Origin of the sequence: Streptomyces sp. WAC07094 (genome assembly GCF_036320405.1) — a bacterium.
In the GTDB taxonomy this organism is placed as follows: Bacteria; Actinomycetota; Actinomycetes; order Streptomycetales; family Streptomycetaceae; genus Streptomyces; species Streptomyces lannensis.
Genome location: NZ_JAVMJZ010000001.1, coordinates 2,870,174 through 2,884,943, shown reverse-complemented (window position 1 = coordinate 2,884,943; position 14,770 = coordinate 2,870,174). Strand labels below are relative to the sequence as shown.

The window sequence follows — 14,770 nt, the reverse complement described above, 5'->3', positions numbered from 1 at the left end:
CCGGCGCCCGGTGCGGTCAGCGGGTGCCGGTGTCGAGGGCCGCGGCGCGGAGGGCCGCCGCCACCCGGACGACCGCCTCGTTCGGTGGCTGGGGGAGCCGGGCCAGGAGCAGTCGCCGCTGTTCCTGGGGGCCGCCGCGGACCGGGAGGATGCGGACGCCGGGTGGCGCGGCGGCGGCGAGGGTCGCGGGCACGGTGGTCAACCCGAAGCCGGCGGCGACCAGATGGAGCTTGGCCAGCCAGTCGCGTGCGGTGTGGGCGATCTCGGGACGTTCGTCCAGACCCGGCCACACACCCATCAGCCGGTCCTCGCCGGAGGAGGAGCCCGCGATCCAGCGCTGCCCGCGCAGGTCGGCCACATCGACGAAGTCACCGCGGGCAAGGGGATGGACGGCGGGTACGGCGAGGCACAGTGCCCGTTCGGTGAGCGTCTGCAGCGAGAGCGGGGGAGACTCGGTGTCCGGCGGCCTGAAGGGCGGCGCCGACGCGAGCAGGGCCAGGTCCAGACTGCCTGCCCGCAGGGCGCGTACCAGCGCGGGCGTACTGCCCTCCCGTCCGGCGACGTACAGGCCGGGGTCCGACGCGCGCAGCGAGGTCAGGGCCCGGGGCAGCAGGACGGCACCCGCGCTGGGGAACCAGCCCAGCCGCACCGTCCCGGCCTGCCCGGGCAGTCCGGACAACTCCCGTGCGGTGGCCTCGATCTCGTCGAGCACGATCGTCGCTCGACGCAGCACCACACGGCCGGCCGCGGTGAGCCGCACCCCGTCGCGCCGCCGCTCCAGCAGCTCCGAGCCCGCCGCCCGCTCGATCGCGGCCATCTGCCGGGAGACCGCCGACTGGGTGTAGCCGAGCGTCGCCGCGGCCGCGGTGAAGGTCCCCTGTTCGGCCACCGCGCGGAAGACCCGCAACGCGGTCAGCGACACATCGGTGAAGTCCATGACGATCTCGCATACCAGCCGTGCGTAACTTTCGTTGGACTCATGGCCCCGGGCGTTCCTAGCGTGGCATGCATGAACGCTTCACGCATCGCCCTCGTCACCGGCGCCAACCAGGGGCTCGGCCGCGCCCTCGTCGAAGGACTGGCCGCCCGGATGAACCCGGACGACCTGGTCCTGCTCACCGGACGCCACGAACGGCGCGTGGCGGACGCCGCGGACGAGGTCACCGGGCTCCCGGGCACCCGCGCCCGAGTGGAGGGCCGGGTCCTCGACGTCACCGACGCCGATGCCGTCGCCCGCCTCGCGGACGAACTGGGGGCGCGGTACGGCGGGGTCGACATCGTCGTCTCCAACGCGGTCGCCCGCCTGCTGCCCGGGGAATCACAGGCCGAGCGGGCCGACGAGTTCATCGACGTCTCCAACACGGCCACCCACGCGATCCTGCGCTCCTTCGGTCCCGTCCTGCGCCCCGGCGGACGACTGCTCGTCGTGGCCAGCAGCCTCGGCACCCTCGGGCACCTCGATCCGCGGTTGCACCGGCTGTTCGACGGCGCCGATCTCGACCAGGTCGAATACGCCGTCGAGTCCTGGCGCGGCGCCGTCCACAACGGCACCGCCGTGGAGGCGGGTTGGCCGGTCTGGCTGAACGTGCCCTCCAAGGTGGCCCAGGTCGCCGCCGTCCGCGCGGTCGCCGCCGCTCGCCGCGAACACGACCTGGCCGCCGGCATCCTGATCGCCTCGGTCTGCCCGGGCATGGTCGACACCGACACCTCGCGCCCCTGGTTCAGCGACTTCAGCCAGGCTCAGTCCCCCTCGGAGGCCGCACGCGCCGTGCTGGACCTCGTCCTCGCCGAGCACGCCGATCCCGCGCTCTACGGCGAGTTGGTCCGTTTCGGCAAGGCCCTGTCGTGGCACGACGGCACACCCCTCGTCGAGCAGGACGGGTTGGTCACGCCCTGAAGCGCGGGGTCGTCAGGCAGGTTTCCGCACACAGGAAGGAGTCCACGTATGACTGCCATCACCACCCCGTTCGGTTTCTCCAGCACGGCCGCCGAGGTCGCTGAGGGGATCGACCTCACGGGACGCCGGGTCGTGGTGACCGGCGCCTCCTCCGGTATCGGGGCGGAGACCGCTCGCGCCCTGGCCGGCACGGGGGCGGAGGTCACCCTCGCCGTGCGGGACACGACGGCGGGCGAGCGGGTCGCCAAGGAGATCACCGCGACGACCGGCAACCAGGAGGTGCGTGCAGCGCATCTGGACCTGGCGGATCCGGCGTCCGTCGCTGCCTTCGCCGCCGCGTGGCGGGGACCGCTGCACGTCCTGGTGAACAACGCCGGCGTCATGGCCTGCCCCGAGCAGTACACCGAACCGGGCCGGGAGTTGCAGTTCGCCACCAACCACCTGGGCCACTTCGCCCTCGCCACCGGCCTGCACAAGGCGCTGGCCGCCGACGGCTCCGCCCGGATCGTCGTCGTCAGTTCCACCGGCCACCAGCAGTCACCGATCGTGTGGGACGACGTCGACTTCGCCTTCCGCCGCTACGACCCATGGCTCGCCTACGGCCAGTCCAAGACCGCCAACGTCCTTTTCGCGGTGGAGGCGACCCGCCGCTGGGCCGAGGACAACATCACCGCCAACGCCCTGATGCCCGGGGCCGTCCACACCAACCTCCAGCGCCACACCGGCGGCCGCGGCAGCGGACGGGTCCCCGCCCATCTGATCAAGACCGTCGAACAGGGCGCCGCCACCTCCGTCCTGCTCGCCACCTCGCCCCTTCTCGAGGGAGTCGGCGGCCGGTACTTCGCCGACTGCAACGAGAGCGAGGTCGTGGACCGCTGCTCCGGCACACTCGACGGCGTCGCCCGCTACGCCGTCGACCCGGACAACGGCCGTCGCCTGTGGGCTCTGTCCCGGGAACTGCTCGCCCAGGCCGGCTGAACCGTCCGGAACCCCGGGGCCCGGCGCCCGCCCGGCGCCGTTCTCCTAGACCAGCCGCACCTGCCGATCGAGCACGGCCGAGTGGATGCCGGCCGAGGTGTCGCGCAGGTACGCCTGCCGCAGGCCGTGGGCCCTGCGGTACTCCTCCGTCGCGAGAGCCTCCCGCATCGCCGCCTCCGAATCGAAACTGATCCGCACGATGGCGTCGATGGGTTCCTCCGCTCCGTCTCCACCGGAGTCCGACAGGTAGTACTGCACGTACTCCCGCACCTGGGGCAGGGCCGCATAGGTCGGGCCGTACTCGTGTTCCATGAAGCGCCGGAAGTCCTCCGTCGAGATCTCGGTCCGCTTGCGGATCACCGTCATGAGCGTCAACATCGCTGTCCCCATTCCTGAACACCTGTTCATTGGATTTTACAATGAACAGGTGTTCAATGGGTGGGTGGGCACTACATCCGAAACCAAGGGCAATCGCGACCTCCGGGCCGAGCTCGTCGCCGCCGCGGTGGCCATGCTCGCGCAGCCGCAGCCCGTCGCCGTACCGTCGCTGCGGTCGATCGCGAAGGCCTGCGGGGTCGCTCCGTCGGCGGTCTACTGGCACTTCCCCTCGGAAGCCGACCTCCGGTCCGCCGTGCTCGACGCCGAGTACACCTCTCTGATCGACGCCGTCGAAACGGCGTTGGACTCGGCGGGAGCGGGCGCCGACGCGCTGGTGGTCGCGGGTGACGCCTATGTCGCATGGGCGCTCGGGCACCCGGGTGCCTACCAGCTCCTCTTCGAGAGCGGCGACGAACTCCCGGCCGGCAGGGCGGAGCACGGCCCCAGGCTGCAGCGGCGGATCGTGGAACTCGCCCGCAGGGTCGACCCGGACGCCCCGTTCCCCGCAGCCCTCCTGCTGTGGTCGGTCTGGCACGGCGTCGTCTCGCTGCGTCTGCACAAGGACGAATGGGACTGGGGCATGACGGCGCAGGAGGCCAACCGCCGGCTGATGTCGGCGCTCACGGCCGGACGTCCCGATGGCGCCCGCGACACCGACGGCACACCTCGGTGGCGGGGGATCGCGCGGTGAACTCCGCCGACGCGCCTGGCCCGGACTGCTCCGTCGGCCGGGTCGAGCACGCGATGGGCATCATCCGGGGCCGGTGGAAAGTGCTGATCATTCACCACCTGGCGGCGCAGCAGCCACGCCGTTTCTCCGGCCTCGAACGGGCTATCCCCCAGGTGACCCAGAAGATGCTCATCCAGCAGCTGCGCGCCCTGGAGGCCGACGGCGTCGTGCGCCGCATCGTCCACCCCGAGGTGCCGCCGCGTGTGGAGTACGAACTGACCGCGGCCGGACGCGCGCTCGCCACGGCGCTCGCGGCGCTGCACGACTGGACGGTGCAGACGTGCCGGGCGGACGGTCGGCCGGAGGGTGATGTCCCCGGGCCCGACCGGTCCGGCTGAGTCAGACGGTGGGGAAGGAGTCCATCCAGATGATCTCCAGGGTGCGGTGGACGATGCGCCATCCCTCCGGCCGCCGGACGAGCCGGTCGACGAAGAACCCCGTCTCGATGAGGTTCCAGCCCTGCCCGTCGGTGCCGCCCTTGTGGGTGTGCAGGTGCTGGGTGCGTGCGACGGCGGTGTCGCCGTCCATGTCGACCGCGGAAACCCCCTGGAAGTGCTGCCACTTGAGCAGCCTGCTCATGGACCCGTCCGATCCGCGCATCACGTCCGCGAGCGCGCGGTAGTGGATGTCCTTCAAGGGGGGACCGCCGGCCGCCGAGTAGTCGACGGTGGCCTCGGGGGCGAAGACGGTGTCCCACTGCTCGAGGACACCGTTGTCCCCGGCCTGGTGGAGATCCTGGCCGAGGGCGTATCGCACCATCAGGTCCTGGATCTCGACCCGGTCGGCCAGGTACTGCAGACGCTGCTCGAAGGGCAGGTCGGGGCGGGTGTGGGTCGTGTTGTCGGTCATGACGTCACCGTAGACCGCAGCCCCATGGATCAGTAAGTACCTACAAAAAAGTAAGCCCCTTGGCGGGTTTGCAGGGGTGCGGCGTCCCGCTCGTCCGTGTGCCCCGGGAGGGGGCCGACGTGCCGCCGTGGACGGCCTGTTCCGCGGCGACGGCTGCTGACAGACTGCGGGGATGGCAACTTCGTTGAGCCGGTTGTCCGGCCGGGTGTGGATCCACCCCGGCGATCCGGATCCCGAGGCGGTCAAGCCCTGTGTGGCCGTGATCGCCGACGACGCGGGCAGCACGGTGGTCGATGCCGGTCAGAGCCCGGCGCACGCCCGATCGGTGCAGGCGGCCATGGCGGACGCGGGACTGCCGGCCGCCCGCCGGCTGGTGTACACCCACCACCACTGGGACCACACCTGGGGCGCCTGCGCCTGGGAGGCGGAGGAGATCGTCGGTCATGAGTCGGGTGCGGCACTGCTGTCCGCCGAGGCGCGCCGTCCGTGGAGCCATGCCTACCTGAAGGAGCAGGTGGCCGCCGAACCCGGGCTGGGGCCGAGCTTCACGGCCCGCGCACGGGCCATGAGCGACTGGGCCGACTTCGCCGTACGGCCTCCGACCCGCACCTTCACCGATCGGCTGGTGCTCCCGGGCGGGATCGAGGTGCGGCATGTGGGCGGCCGGCACGCGCCGGACTCCACGGTCGTGGCCGTCCCCGACTCCGGGGTGATGCTCCTCGGCGACTGCTTCTATCCACCGCCGTTCCATCTGCGCGAGCCCGGCCCCGCGGGCGAGGAGATCGACATGGGGCAGATCACCGCGCTGGTGGCGGAGGGCTTCGACTGGTACGTCGACAGCCACAGCCCGCCGTGGCGGCCTCCGTCCGCCTGAGCGAGGGCGAACGGCCCGCCGCGTTGGGTCGGTGCCGCGGTCCGGGTGTGCGCGCAGGCGGTCCGAGGTACGCCCGCGGACCGCCCGCGCGGACACCTGCCGCGCCGCCTAGCGCGGCAACGCGATCCCCCGCCCCCGGCCGCGGCGCACACTCCGGTCGATGACCCCGAGCTGTTCCATCCTGTCGAGCTGGTAGGCCACGGAGGACTTGCTCGACAGGCCCACGGCCCGGCCGATCTCCTGCACCGAGGGGGCCTCTCCGTGCTCGGCGATCCAGTCCCTGATGCACTTCAGGATGCGTTCCTGGCGCTCGGTCAGGTGGTCCTTCACGAGGATTCCGCTTCCTCCTGCGACCGGGCCTGCAGGCGCAGTTCCACCTTGGCCGCCGGTGATCGGCCGGCCCGGGTGTTCCAGTACGGATGGGCGGCGAGCCGGCCGGAGAGTTCCCGCAGGCGTCTGCGCAGCGCCGCGGTCTGTCGAGGCCGCCGCGCAAGCGCTTCGTAGGTGCGGTTCCAGTCGCGCTGGGTCTGCATCAACTCGGGTGGGAACGTCCTGTGCGCCATGCCTTGAATTCAATCACGTGTTCGATTTTTAGGGCGAGAGCCGGGCGCCGGGCTTCTCGCGCTGACCTGTGGTCGAGCTCCCCGGATGGCGGAAACCATCAGATATAGGGCAAAGTTGCCTCGGTATGCGAGGGGCGCCGGAGTGTTCTGTTGCGCACAGGAGAGCGACGGTGATCAGAAATGGCCCACCACCGCCAAAGCCCACGCCCACACCTTCGTGACGCCGGACTGCTCGCACTGGTCGGCGCACTGGTGGCCGTCCTGACGCTGGTCGTCGGTCCCGCCCGGGCGGCCTCCGCGGGCCGCGTCACGACGATCGACGCGGCGACGCACCGGATGACCGTCAGGGAGGACGGCCGAACGGTGATGACCTTCCCCGTGAGCTTCGGGAAGCCCGGCTTCCGCACACCGTCCGGGACGTTCCACGTGCTGGGCAAGGAGTCGGTCGTCGAGATGACCTCGTGCAGCGCGCACATCACATGTGATCCGGCCAGCCCCAACTACTACGACCTCAAGGTCCATTGGGCGGTGCGACTGACCGGCGGCGGCGTGTACGTCCACGCGGCACCCTGGAACCACGCCGTCGGACGGACCGACATCTCCCACGGCTGCATCCACCTGAACACGCCGGACGCCCGGCGCTTCTACGATTTCAGCCGGGTCGGCGACACGGTGATCGTCAAGAACACGGGCGGTGCCGTCGAGGGTCCGAGCGGCCCGTGACGACCGGGCCGCAGGCGACGGGTCGCCCCGGTCTGCGCCGCCGTTGATCCACTCGGCCAAGGGATCCGCGTACACGACGCGTGCCCGCCCGGCCGCGGGCCCCGGTCCGCGGCCGCGGCCGGCCGCATCGGCCGGGATCCCGCCCGGGCGAACGGAGCCGAGGTCCGGCCGTTCGATCCGCCGGTGATGGGCAGCGGTGTCTCCTCAGGCGCCGGGCGTGCCCGCATCGTCGAGCCAGACCACGATTCCGGTCAGGTCGTGCAGGACTGCCGCGACACCCGCCCTGATGGCGGCCGCACAACGCGCCGCGGTGAACGAGGCCGGGTCGTAGGTGGACGACATGCCGAGGCCCTCACCGCGGAACGAGGCGCCCGACCAGTCGACGGCCGTGACGTTGTAGGTGGGTTCGGCCAGTTCCGCGCCGACGACGAGGAACCGTTGCGACAGATGGTTGGGGGTGACCGTCGCGAGCGGGTCGATGAGGTCGTTGCCCGCGCTGACGACGAGGTCCGGGCCCATGTCGAGGGCCTTGGTCACGGTGGGAAGAAGGCCGGAGGTGCCCTCGGCCCGCACCGTCCTGAGGTCGACGTGCTCGGCTTCGGCCCAGTCCTCGACGGCCTTCACCAGAGCCTTGGTCGGCCGGTCGTCACCCGTGGTGAGGAGGACCACCCGGTAGTCCTTCGGCGGGTGGACGCCGGTCCACGACCCCGGCCGGGGTGTGGTCGTCGACTCCGGGACGGGCGAGGAGGAGGCGTCGACGAACCCGGCGCCGAGGGCGCCGACGGCGGTGGGCTCGGGGTGCGGCCGTGACCAGTCGTCGGCGGAACTGCATCCGGTGACCAGGGCGGCGGACGCGACGAGCGCGGCAAGAGTCCTGAGCAGGGGGCGCAAGGTGTTCGTCCTCCGAGTGATGTGAACGGTGCGTCCCCATCCTGCGATGCCCGCTCTCACAAGTCGTCCCGAAAGGGCGTTTCATCGAACCTGTTTTCGTACGGTTCGTCGACGAGCCGAGCCGAGTTCACCCGTGACATGGACGGTGCCCTGGCAACTCTAAGGAGCCACATGTCACGACACTTCCGTCGCGCCGTCATCGGGATCGCCGTCGCGGTGCTCACCTTCCTGGGCCTGGCCGGGCCGGCGTCCGCCCACGGGTTCACCTCGACGGTGTATGTCCATGTCACCGAGGGCGAGGACAACCGCATACGCACGAAGCTGGAGCTCGAGTACGACCTGTTCGTCGTCTCCGCCGCCGACTACGAGAAGGACGACACCCTCTTCCGGACCGGCGACGCCGCGTTCGAGTCCGGCGACACCGCGGGGCAGGCCGCGGCGCTCAACGCACGTGCGCGGTCGGCCGTCGCGTATGCGACCGAGCGCTTCTCGGTCGTCTCGGGCACCGAGAACTGCACACCGACGCAGGTGGGCGGCTTCACGATGGGCCGGCGGGAGGGCGTGCCGTACGCCGTGCTGCAACTCGACTGGGCCTGTCCCCAGGGGGGCGGGGAACGCCAGGTGCGCAGCGCGCTGTTCCCGGACTCCGAGGGTTACGTCAAGGGCGTCAAGACGATCGCCACCTATCAGCTGGACGGCCTTTCGGGCAGCGCCGCGCTCGACGCCGCCCATCCCGCCTTCTCCCTCGAACAGTCCTGGTACGAGCGGTTCTGGGAGTTCTTCCGGCTGGGCGCCGAGCATCTGCTGACCGGCATCGACCACATCCTGTTCCTGCTCGCGCTCATCGCGGGATCGCGCCGACTGCGGGAGATCGTGCTCGCGGCCACGAGCTTCACTCTCGCCCACTCGGTGACGTTCCTGCTCGCCGCCCTCGGTCTGGTCGATGTGCCGGGCAGGGTCGTGGAGCCCGTCATCGCGCTGTCGATCGCCGTGGTCGCGGGCTGGCATCTGTGGCGGATCCGGCGGCGCGGCGGTCACGCCACCGACCTGGAGGCCGGCGGCGGCCACTTCAGCCTCGACCGCGCGGGCTGGACCCGCCTCGGTGTCGTGTTCTGCTTCGGTCTGGTCCACGGCCTCGGCTTCGCGGGCGCGTTGGGGATCGAGACGGCCTGGTCGTGGACCCTTCTGTGGTCGCTGCTGGTGTTCAACGTCGGCATCGAGGCCGTGCAACTGGCCATCATCGCCCTGGTGTTCCCGCTGCTGGCCGTGCTGCGCCACCGGGCGCCGACGGGGGGCCTCTGGGTGACCGGTGCGCTGTCGGCGGGTGTGGCGGTGATGGGGCTCGTGTGGTTCGTGCAACGGGTGTTCGGTATCTGAGACAAGAGCGCAGCTCTCGTTCGAAGTTCAATAATCCCCAAGATCTCATTTACATCTGGTTTACCGACCCAAGAGACCTTTTTGACCTCCAATCACGCACTTCAGTGCCTCTTAAGGAACGAAAGTGATGAGATCCAGACCCTCCTCGCAGGCCTCCGGGCCTGCGCGGCACCGCGCGGCCACCGGGGCCGCAGCGGCATTCCTGGGCTTGGCCATAGCCCTGGGCGGCACCCTGGCGGCTCCCGCCAGCGCCGCCGACACGGCCACCCTCAGCGGCATCGTCCTCGGGGTGGGCGCCAACGAGACCCAGCGCACCGTGACCTGGTACTCGTCGGCGGACACCACCCAGGTCGTCCAGGTCGCGCCGACCGCCCAGGTGGTCAACGGTGAGTTCCCCGCCGGCGCCGCCACCTTCGACGCCTCCGGCGCGGCGAACATCGCCACCAGCGGCGGCTTCAACCGCCACGCGACGATCACCGGTCTGAAGGAGGACACGGCCTACTCCTACCGTGTCGGCACCGAGGGCAACTGGTCCTCGGCGTACTCCTTCAAGACGCAGGACTTCGAAGGCGACTACGACTTCCTGTTCTACGGCGACCCGCAGATCGGTTCCTCCGGCGACCTCGCCCAGGACCAGGCCGGCTGGCAGGACACGGTCGACGTCTCGCTGAAGGCCAACCCCAACGCCGAGCTCCTGGTGTCGGGCGGTGACCAGGTCGAGACGGCCAACACCGAGTCCCAGTGGAACGCCTTCCTCGCGCCCGACGGCCTGCGCCAGTACCCGTGGGCCGCCACCATCGGCAACCACGACGTCGGCGGCAAGGCCTACGAGCAGCACTTCACCACCCCGAACACCGACCGCTCGGCCCCGTACTACGACAACGGGAACCCCGCGGGCACCAAGTCCGGCGGTGACTACTGGTACATCTACAAGGATGTCCTGTTCATCGACCTGAACAGCAACAGCTACAACTCCGCCAACGGCGGCGGCGACGCGGCGCACATCAACTACGTCACCGACGTCATCAACAAGCACGGCGACGAGGCCAAGTGGAAGGTCCTCGTCTACCACCACTCGATCTACTCGCCGGCCAGCCACGCCAAGGACGGCGACAACAAGACGCGTCGTGTCGACTTCCCGACAACGTTTTCCAAGCTCGGCGTCGACCTGGTGCTCCAGGGCCACGACCACAGCTACTCCCGTAGCTACCTGATCAAGAACGGCGAGAAGGCGAACCCGGCCGAGCAGCCCGGCGCCGCCGATGTCTACCCCGGTCCCGGCGGTGTCCTCTATGTGACGGGCAACTCGGCCTCGGGCTCGAAGTACTACGACATCACCACGCCGGACAGCAGCGGGACGAGCGGTGCCGGCAACGGCGCCGACCCGCTCAACCCGAAGAACTACTGGTACAACTCGGTCCAGAACCAGGAGCACGTCCGCTCCTACGTGAAGGTCCAGGTGCGGAACGACAAGCTCGTCGTCGAGAACCTCCGCAGCGGCACCTGCGCGGCCCCGAACTCGGATGCCGCGCCGTGCTCCGCCGACCAGCCCGTGGGCTCGGTCGTCGACAAGGTGTCGGTGCACCCGTACCACGGTGACAAGCAGGACCTCCAGGTCAACGTCCCCAACCCGGCTCCCGGTGAGTTCGGCTGGACGATCGACGGCTACAACGGCCTGGTCGACCTCGGCACCGCGGCGGAGAAGAACGGCGACCACTTCGAGGCCGGCGGCAAGATCAACCCGATCCTGGTGTCGGACACCCGCCGTTCGCTCGCACCGTGGTCGGTCTCGGCCAACGTGAGCGACTTCCGTGACGCCGACAAGACGTTCTCGGGCTCCTACCTCGGTTGGACGCCGTACGTCCTCGACGGTGGCGCGGGCGCCAAGGCCGGCGACCCGGTGGCCTCCGGCTACGACGACCACGGCCTGGGTCTGTCCATCTCGCGCGGCATCGGTTCGGCGGACCAGGGCCACGCCCGTGGCACCGCCAAGCTCGGCGCCGACCTGGACCTGAAGATCCCGGACACCGTCACCAAGGGCGGTTACCGGGCCACTCTGACGATCACCGCACTGAGCAGCTGATCCAGCCCGTTCCACCGGCGGGGCAGGCCCCTTCGGGCCGGCCTGCCCCGCCTCCCGTGCCAGGAGAACCCCCAGATGTACGCGCTCGCACCACGCCGGAAGACCACCGTCGTCTCCCTCGTCCGCACCGCCGTCCTCGCCCTGCTCGTCGCATGCGCGATCACCGGCCTGAGCGTCGGACCCGCTCGCGCCGCGGACGGCGACGTCACCTGGACGGTCAGGACGGCCGCGAACGGGTACGGCGACGACCGGTCCAGCTTCGCCTACGACCTCAACCCCGGTGGCGACGTCAAGGACGCCATGGTCGTCGCCAATCACAGCAAGACCCCCCTCAGCCTGGCGGTCTACGCCGCCGACGGGTTCACCACCGACACGGGCCGGCTCGACCTGCTCACCAAGGACAAGAAGTCCGTCGGCATCGGTGCCTGGGTCCACGCCGACCGCGACCGCGTCGTGATCCCCGCGGGCAAGTCGGCGCAGATCCCCTTCACGGTCACCGTTCCGGACCATGCCGTGCCCGGCGACTACGTGGGCGGCATTCTCACCTCCCTGCGGCAGGCCGACGATGCCGAGGGCGTCAATGTGGACCGGCGCCTCGGCATCCGCATCAAACTGCGGGTCAGCGGCAAGCTCAGCCCGCGCCTCGCGATCGAGAACCTCCATGTGGGGTATGCAGGCTCGTTCGATCCGTTCGCCAAGGGCGACGCCACCGTCACCTACACGATCCACAACACCGGCAACGCCATTCTGTCCGCCCACCAGCAGGTGTCCGTCGAGGGCCCCTTCGGCGGGCTGCGGACCGAGGCCGGCCGTGTCGCCCCGTCCCCCGAGCTGCTGCCCGGCGAGACCTGGAAGGTGACGGTGCCCGTCCACGGTGTGGCGCCCGGAGTCAGCCTGACCGCCACGGCCACGCTCACGCCCAGGCTCACCGACGCCTCCGGGTCCACCACCTCACTGGAGCCCGTCCGGGCGACCGCGCACGGGTGGGCGGTGCCGTGGACGCTGTTGCTGCTGCTCGTCGTGGTGATCGCGGCGGTCGTCGCAGCCGTCGTCCTCACCCGCCGCAACCGCAAGCGCCGCAAGCTGCGGGAGGACGAGCGCGTTCGGACCGCCGTCGAACATGCCCTCAGCGGCCGGACGGCACAGAAGAGCTGAACGCCGCACCGGCGGCGGCCCGTCGTGCCGAGGGTCCCCCCGGAGCCGACCGCCGTCGGTGCCCGAGGCCCTGAACTTCGCCCGGCGGTGGCCCGGTTGTCTCGCCCACGACAAGTGGGCTGCTCGACCAGCACATCACCCGCGACGTCGACCTGCGCAACAGCGTCGAACGCAGCGACGAGCCGGACCGCGTCCCCGCCGGCGTCACCTACCAGGTCGCCGACGTCGTCTCCCTCAGCCACGGCCTGAAGTTCCACAAGGACGCCGCGGCGACGCTCGCGGCAGCCCTCGCCGCGGGCCTGTTCAGCGGCTCCGACGACCTGGGCCAGTCCATCGGTTACCCGTTCATGGTGAACTTCGTCGGCGCGGACTACGCCTTCCACGACACCCTGACCGCCGTCGCCGCGAACCAGGGCGCGACGCTCTACCACTGCACCGCGGGCAAGGACCGCACCGGCTGGACCACCGCCGTGCTTCTCACCCTGCTCGGTGTGCCGCGGGCGACCGTGGAGGCGGACTTCCTGGCCAGCAACACCTACACCGGAGACCCGGACGCCGTGGAACTGTCCTGGCTGCGCGCGGCCTTCGCCGAGGTCGACTACATCTACGGCGACTTCGACACCTATCTGCACAAGGGCCTGACGCTGGACGACGCCACCATCGACGCCCTGCGGGCGAAGCTGCTGGTCTGACCGCACGTCCGGCACGGGACAGTGGTGGACCTCGGATGTCGCGGCTTTCCCCCAGGGGGCGGCCGGTCCCCGGCACGGCCGCCCCTGTCCGTCCGGCATCGCACCCGGGTCCGGGTGTGGCCGACGAACCGCGCCACGCCCGGATCCACTCGGGGCCGACCCCGGCCGATGACCTGCGACACGGCGGTCGCGGTGCGCACATGCGCCCTCTGCCGCGGTCGCCGACATGCCGCACCGACGGGTGCGGGCTGCACCCGACGCCGCCCCGCGGCACGTGCCCCACCGCGCATCGATGGAATGCGGGCCCCGGGCGGGTCTGCGAGGATCGCTGCATGATCGTCGGGATCCGGTCACTCGCGATGGGGTGGACGGCCGCCGTGCCGGTGATCGCGGTGGTCCTGCTGGCCTTCACCTGGGGGCGTGGCCTGCCGGGCGGGATCGTCGCCCTGGTGACGGTGGTGCTGGCCGGATCCGTACTGGCCGCGGTCCATCACGCCGAAGTCGTCGCGCACCGGGTCGGCGAACCCTTCGGCTCACTCGTGCTCGCCGTCGCGGTCACGGTCATCGAGGTGGCACTCATCGTCACACTGATGGCGGACGGTGGCGCCAAGGGCGCGACCCTGGCTCGCGACACCGTCTTCGCGGCGGTGATGATCACCTGCAACGGGGTGGTGGGCCTGAGCCTTCTCGTCGCCTCGCTGCGGCACGGCATCGCGGTGTTCAACGCGGAGGGCACCGGAGCCGCCCTCGCGACCGTGGCGACACTGGCCACCCTCAGCCTGGTCCTGCCGACCTTCACCACCAGCAGGCCCGGCCCCGAGTTCTCCCCGACGCAGCTCACCTTCGCCGCGCTCTCCTCACTGGTCATGTACCTGCTGTTCGTGGCGACCCAGACCGTGCGCCATCGCGACTACTTCCTCCCGATCACCCGGCAGGGAGAGGTGATCACCGCGGACGACCACGCCAACCCGCCCTCCGTCCGCGCCACGGCCTTCAGCCTCGCGCTGCTCGGCCTCGCCCTCGTCGGAGTCGTCGGACTGGCCAAGGGCGTGTCGCCCACCGTCGAGTCCGGCGTGGCGGCGGCAGGCATGCCGCAGGACGTCGTCGGCGTGGTCATCGCGCTGCTCGTACTGCTGCCCGAGACCATCGCCGCCCTGCGGTCGGCACGCCGCGACCGGGTCCAGACGAGTCTCAACCTTGCGCTCGGCTCCGCGATGGCCAGTATCGGCCTGACCATCCCCGCCGTCGCCCTGGCGTCGATGTGGCTCTCCGGACCGCTCGTGCTGGGCCTCGGCTCCGTCCATATGGTGCTGCTCGCCCTGACCGTGGTCCTGGGCTCGCTGACGGTGGTACCCGGCCGGGCCACACCACTTCAGGGAGGTGTCCACCTGGTGGTGTTCGCGGCCTATCTGGAGCTGGCGATCACCCCCTAGACCCCCGGCGCTCACCACGACGGACCGGTTTCTCACGGGGACTGCGATCCCGGGCGGCTGCCGGACGGTGTCCCGGACATCCAGGTGCCATGACGGCGCACGCCACGCAATCGGCGGCCGGAGCCGTGCGGGTGCAGGGGGATCGTC

General features: G+C 70.7%; 17 protein-coding genes. 11 read left to right on the top strand and 6 right to left on the bottom strand.

Annotated features, from left to right (window positions below; genetic code table 11):
- Window positions 1-16: 16 nt before the first annotated feature.
- Window positions 17-937, bottom strand: a complete 921-nt coding sequence (locus RCR19_RS12595; protein WP_331265227.1) for a LysR family transcriptional regulator — start codon at window positions 935-937, stop codon at window positions 17-19.
- A 72-nt stretch (window positions 938-1,009) separates the two neighbouring features.
- On the opposite strand from RCR19_RS12595, the gene RCR19_RS12590 reads away from it, so the two are divergent.
- Together RCR19_RS12590 and RCR19_RS12585 are read left to right on the top strand one after the other, a co-directional pair.
- On the top strand, window positions 1,010-1,897 hold the full coding sequence (locus RCR19_RS12590) for an SDR family NAD(P)-dependent oxidoreductase (RefSeq protein ID WP_331265226.1): 888 nt from the start codon (window positions 1,010-1,012) through the stop codon (window positions 1,895-1,897).
- A gap of 48 nt (window positions 1,898-1,945) precedes the next feature.
- Window positions 1,946-2,875 (top strand): SDR family NAD(P)-dependent oxidoreductase, encoded by a 930-nt coding sequence (locus tag RCR19_RS12585; RefSeq protein ID WP_331265225.1) that lies wholly within the window; start codon window positions 1,946-1,948, stop codon window positions 2,873-2,875.
- Window positions 2,876-2,920: 45 nt separating this feature from the next.
- Here RCR19_RS12585 and RCR19_RS12580 read toward each other — a convergent pair whose 3' ends face one another.
- On the bottom strand, window positions 2,921-3,265 hold the full coding sequence (locus RCR19_RS12580; protein WP_331265224.1) for an EthD domain-containing protein: 345 nt from the start codon (window positions 3,263-3,265) through the stop codon (window positions 2,921-2,923).
- 52 nt (window positions 3,266-3,317) lie between these two features.
- On the opposite strand from RCR19_RS12580, the gene RCR19_RS12575 reads away from it, so the two are divergent.
- Together RCR19_RS12575 and RCR19_RS12570 are read left to right on the top strand one after the other, a co-directional pair.
- Window positions 3,318-3,944, top strand: coding sequence for a TetR/AcrR family transcriptional regulator (locus RCR19_RS12575; protein ID WP_331265223.1), 627 nt, complete (start codon window positions 3,318-3,320; stop codon window positions 3,942-3,944).
- Entirely contained in the window at window positions 3,941-4,321 is a 381-nt protein-coding gene (locus RCR19_RS12570; protein ID WP_331265222.1) for a helix-turn-helix domain-containing protein, read from the top strand. Before RCR19_RS12575 ends, RCR19_RS12570 begins: the two co-directional genes overlap by 4 nt.
- A gap of 1 nt (window position 4,322) precedes the next feature.
- Here the strand turns inward: RCR19_RS12570 and RCR19_RS12565 are convergent, their stop codons facing one another.
- Complete coding sequence (locus RCR19_RS12565; protein WP_331265221.1) at window positions 4,323-4,832, bottom strand: nuclear transport factor 2 family protein; 510 nt, start codon at window positions 4,830-4,832, stop codon at window positions 4,323-4,325.
- Window positions 4,833-5,004: 172 nt separating this feature from the next.
- On the opposite strand from RCR19_RS12565, the gene RCR19_RS12560 reads away from it, so the two are divergent.
- Window positions 5,005-5,706, top strand: coding sequence for an MBL fold metallo-hydrolase (locus tag RCR19_RS12560; protein WP_331265220.1), 702 nt, complete (start codon window positions 5,005-5,007; stop codon window positions 5,704-5,706).
- 108 nt (window positions 5,707-5,814) lie between these two features.
- Here RCR19_RS12560 and RCR19_RS12555 read toward each other — a convergent pair whose 3' ends face one another.
- Complete coding sequence (locus RCR19_RS12555; RefSeq protein ID WP_331265219.1) at window positions 5,815-6,036, bottom strand: MarR family transcriptional regulator; 222 nt, start codon at window positions 6,034-6,036, stop codon at window positions 5,815-5,817.
- Window positions 6,033-6,269, bottom strand: a complete 237-nt coding sequence (locus RCR19_RS12550) for a hypothetical protein (RefSeq protein ID WP_331265218.1) — start codon at window positions 6,267-6,269, stop codon at window positions 6,033-6,035. The genes RCR19_RS12555 and RCR19_RS12550 overlap by 4 nt, the downstream gene beginning before the upstream one ends.
- Before the next feature lie 180 nt (window positions 6,270-6,449).
- On the opposite strand from RCR19_RS12550, the gene RCR19_RS12545 reads away from it, so the two are divergent.
- Window positions 6,450-6,992 (top strand): L,D-transpeptidase, encoded by a 543-nt coding sequence (locus tag RCR19_RS12545; protein WP_331265217.1) that lies wholly within the window; start codon window positions 6,450-6,452, stop codon window positions 6,990-6,992.
- Window positions 6,993-7,196: 204 nt separating this feature from the next.
- Here the strand turns inward: RCR19_RS12545 and RCR19_RS12540 are convergent, their stop codons facing one another.
- The gene (locus RCR19_RS12540) at window positions 7,197-7,883 is read right to left on the bottom strand and encodes a hypothetical protein (RefSeq protein ID WP_331265216.1); all 687 of its coding nucleotides are present in this window, start codon (window positions 7,881-7,883) and stop codon (window positions 7,197-7,199) included.
- A 171-nt stretch (window positions 7,884-8,054) separates the two neighbouring features.
- Here RCR19_RS12540 and RCR19_RS12535 point away from each other — a divergent pair, with 171 nt between their 5' ends.
- The 5 genes from RCR19_RS12535 to RCR19_RS12515 all read left to right on the top strand — a co-directional run bounded on the left by RCR19_RS12535 (window position 8,055) and on the right by RCR19_RS12515 (window position 14,623).
- Complete coding sequence (locus RCR19_RS12535; protein WP_331265215.1) at window positions 8,055-9,260, top strand: HupE/UreJ family protein; 1,206 nt, start codon at window positions 8,055-8,057, stop codon at window positions 9,258-9,260.
- Window positions 9,261-9,387: 127 nt separating this feature from the next.
- Window positions 9,388-11,343 carry a metallophosphoesterase family protein gene (locus RCR19_RS12530; RefSeq protein WP_331265214.1) on the top strand — a complete coding sequence of 652 codons (1,956 nt, stop codon included), beginning with the start codon at window positions 9,388-9,390 and terminating at the stop codon, window positions 11,341-11,343.
- 75 nt (window positions 11,344-11,418) lie between these two features.
- Complete coding sequence (locus tag RCR19_RS12525; protein ID WP_331265213.1) at window positions 11,419-12,498, top strand: DUF916 domain-containing protein; 1,080 nt, start codon at window positions 11,419-11,421, stop codon at window positions 12,496-12,498.
- A 119-nt stretch (window positions 12,499-12,617) separates the two neighbouring features.
- Window positions 12,618-13,190, top strand: a complete 573-nt coding sequence (locus RCR19_RS12520; protein WP_331269419.1) for a tyrosine-protein phosphatase — start codon at window positions 12,618-12,620, stop codon at window positions 13,188-13,190.
- Window positions 13,191-13,522: 332 nt separating this feature from the next.
- The gene (locus RCR19_RS12515) at window positions 13,523-14,623 is read left to right on the top strand and encodes an ionic transporter y4hA (RefSeq protein ID WP_331265212.1); all 1,101 of its coding nucleotides are present in this window, start codon (window positions 13,523-13,525) and stop codon (window positions 14,621-14,623) included.
- Window positions 14,624-14,770 lie beyond the last annotated feature (147 nt).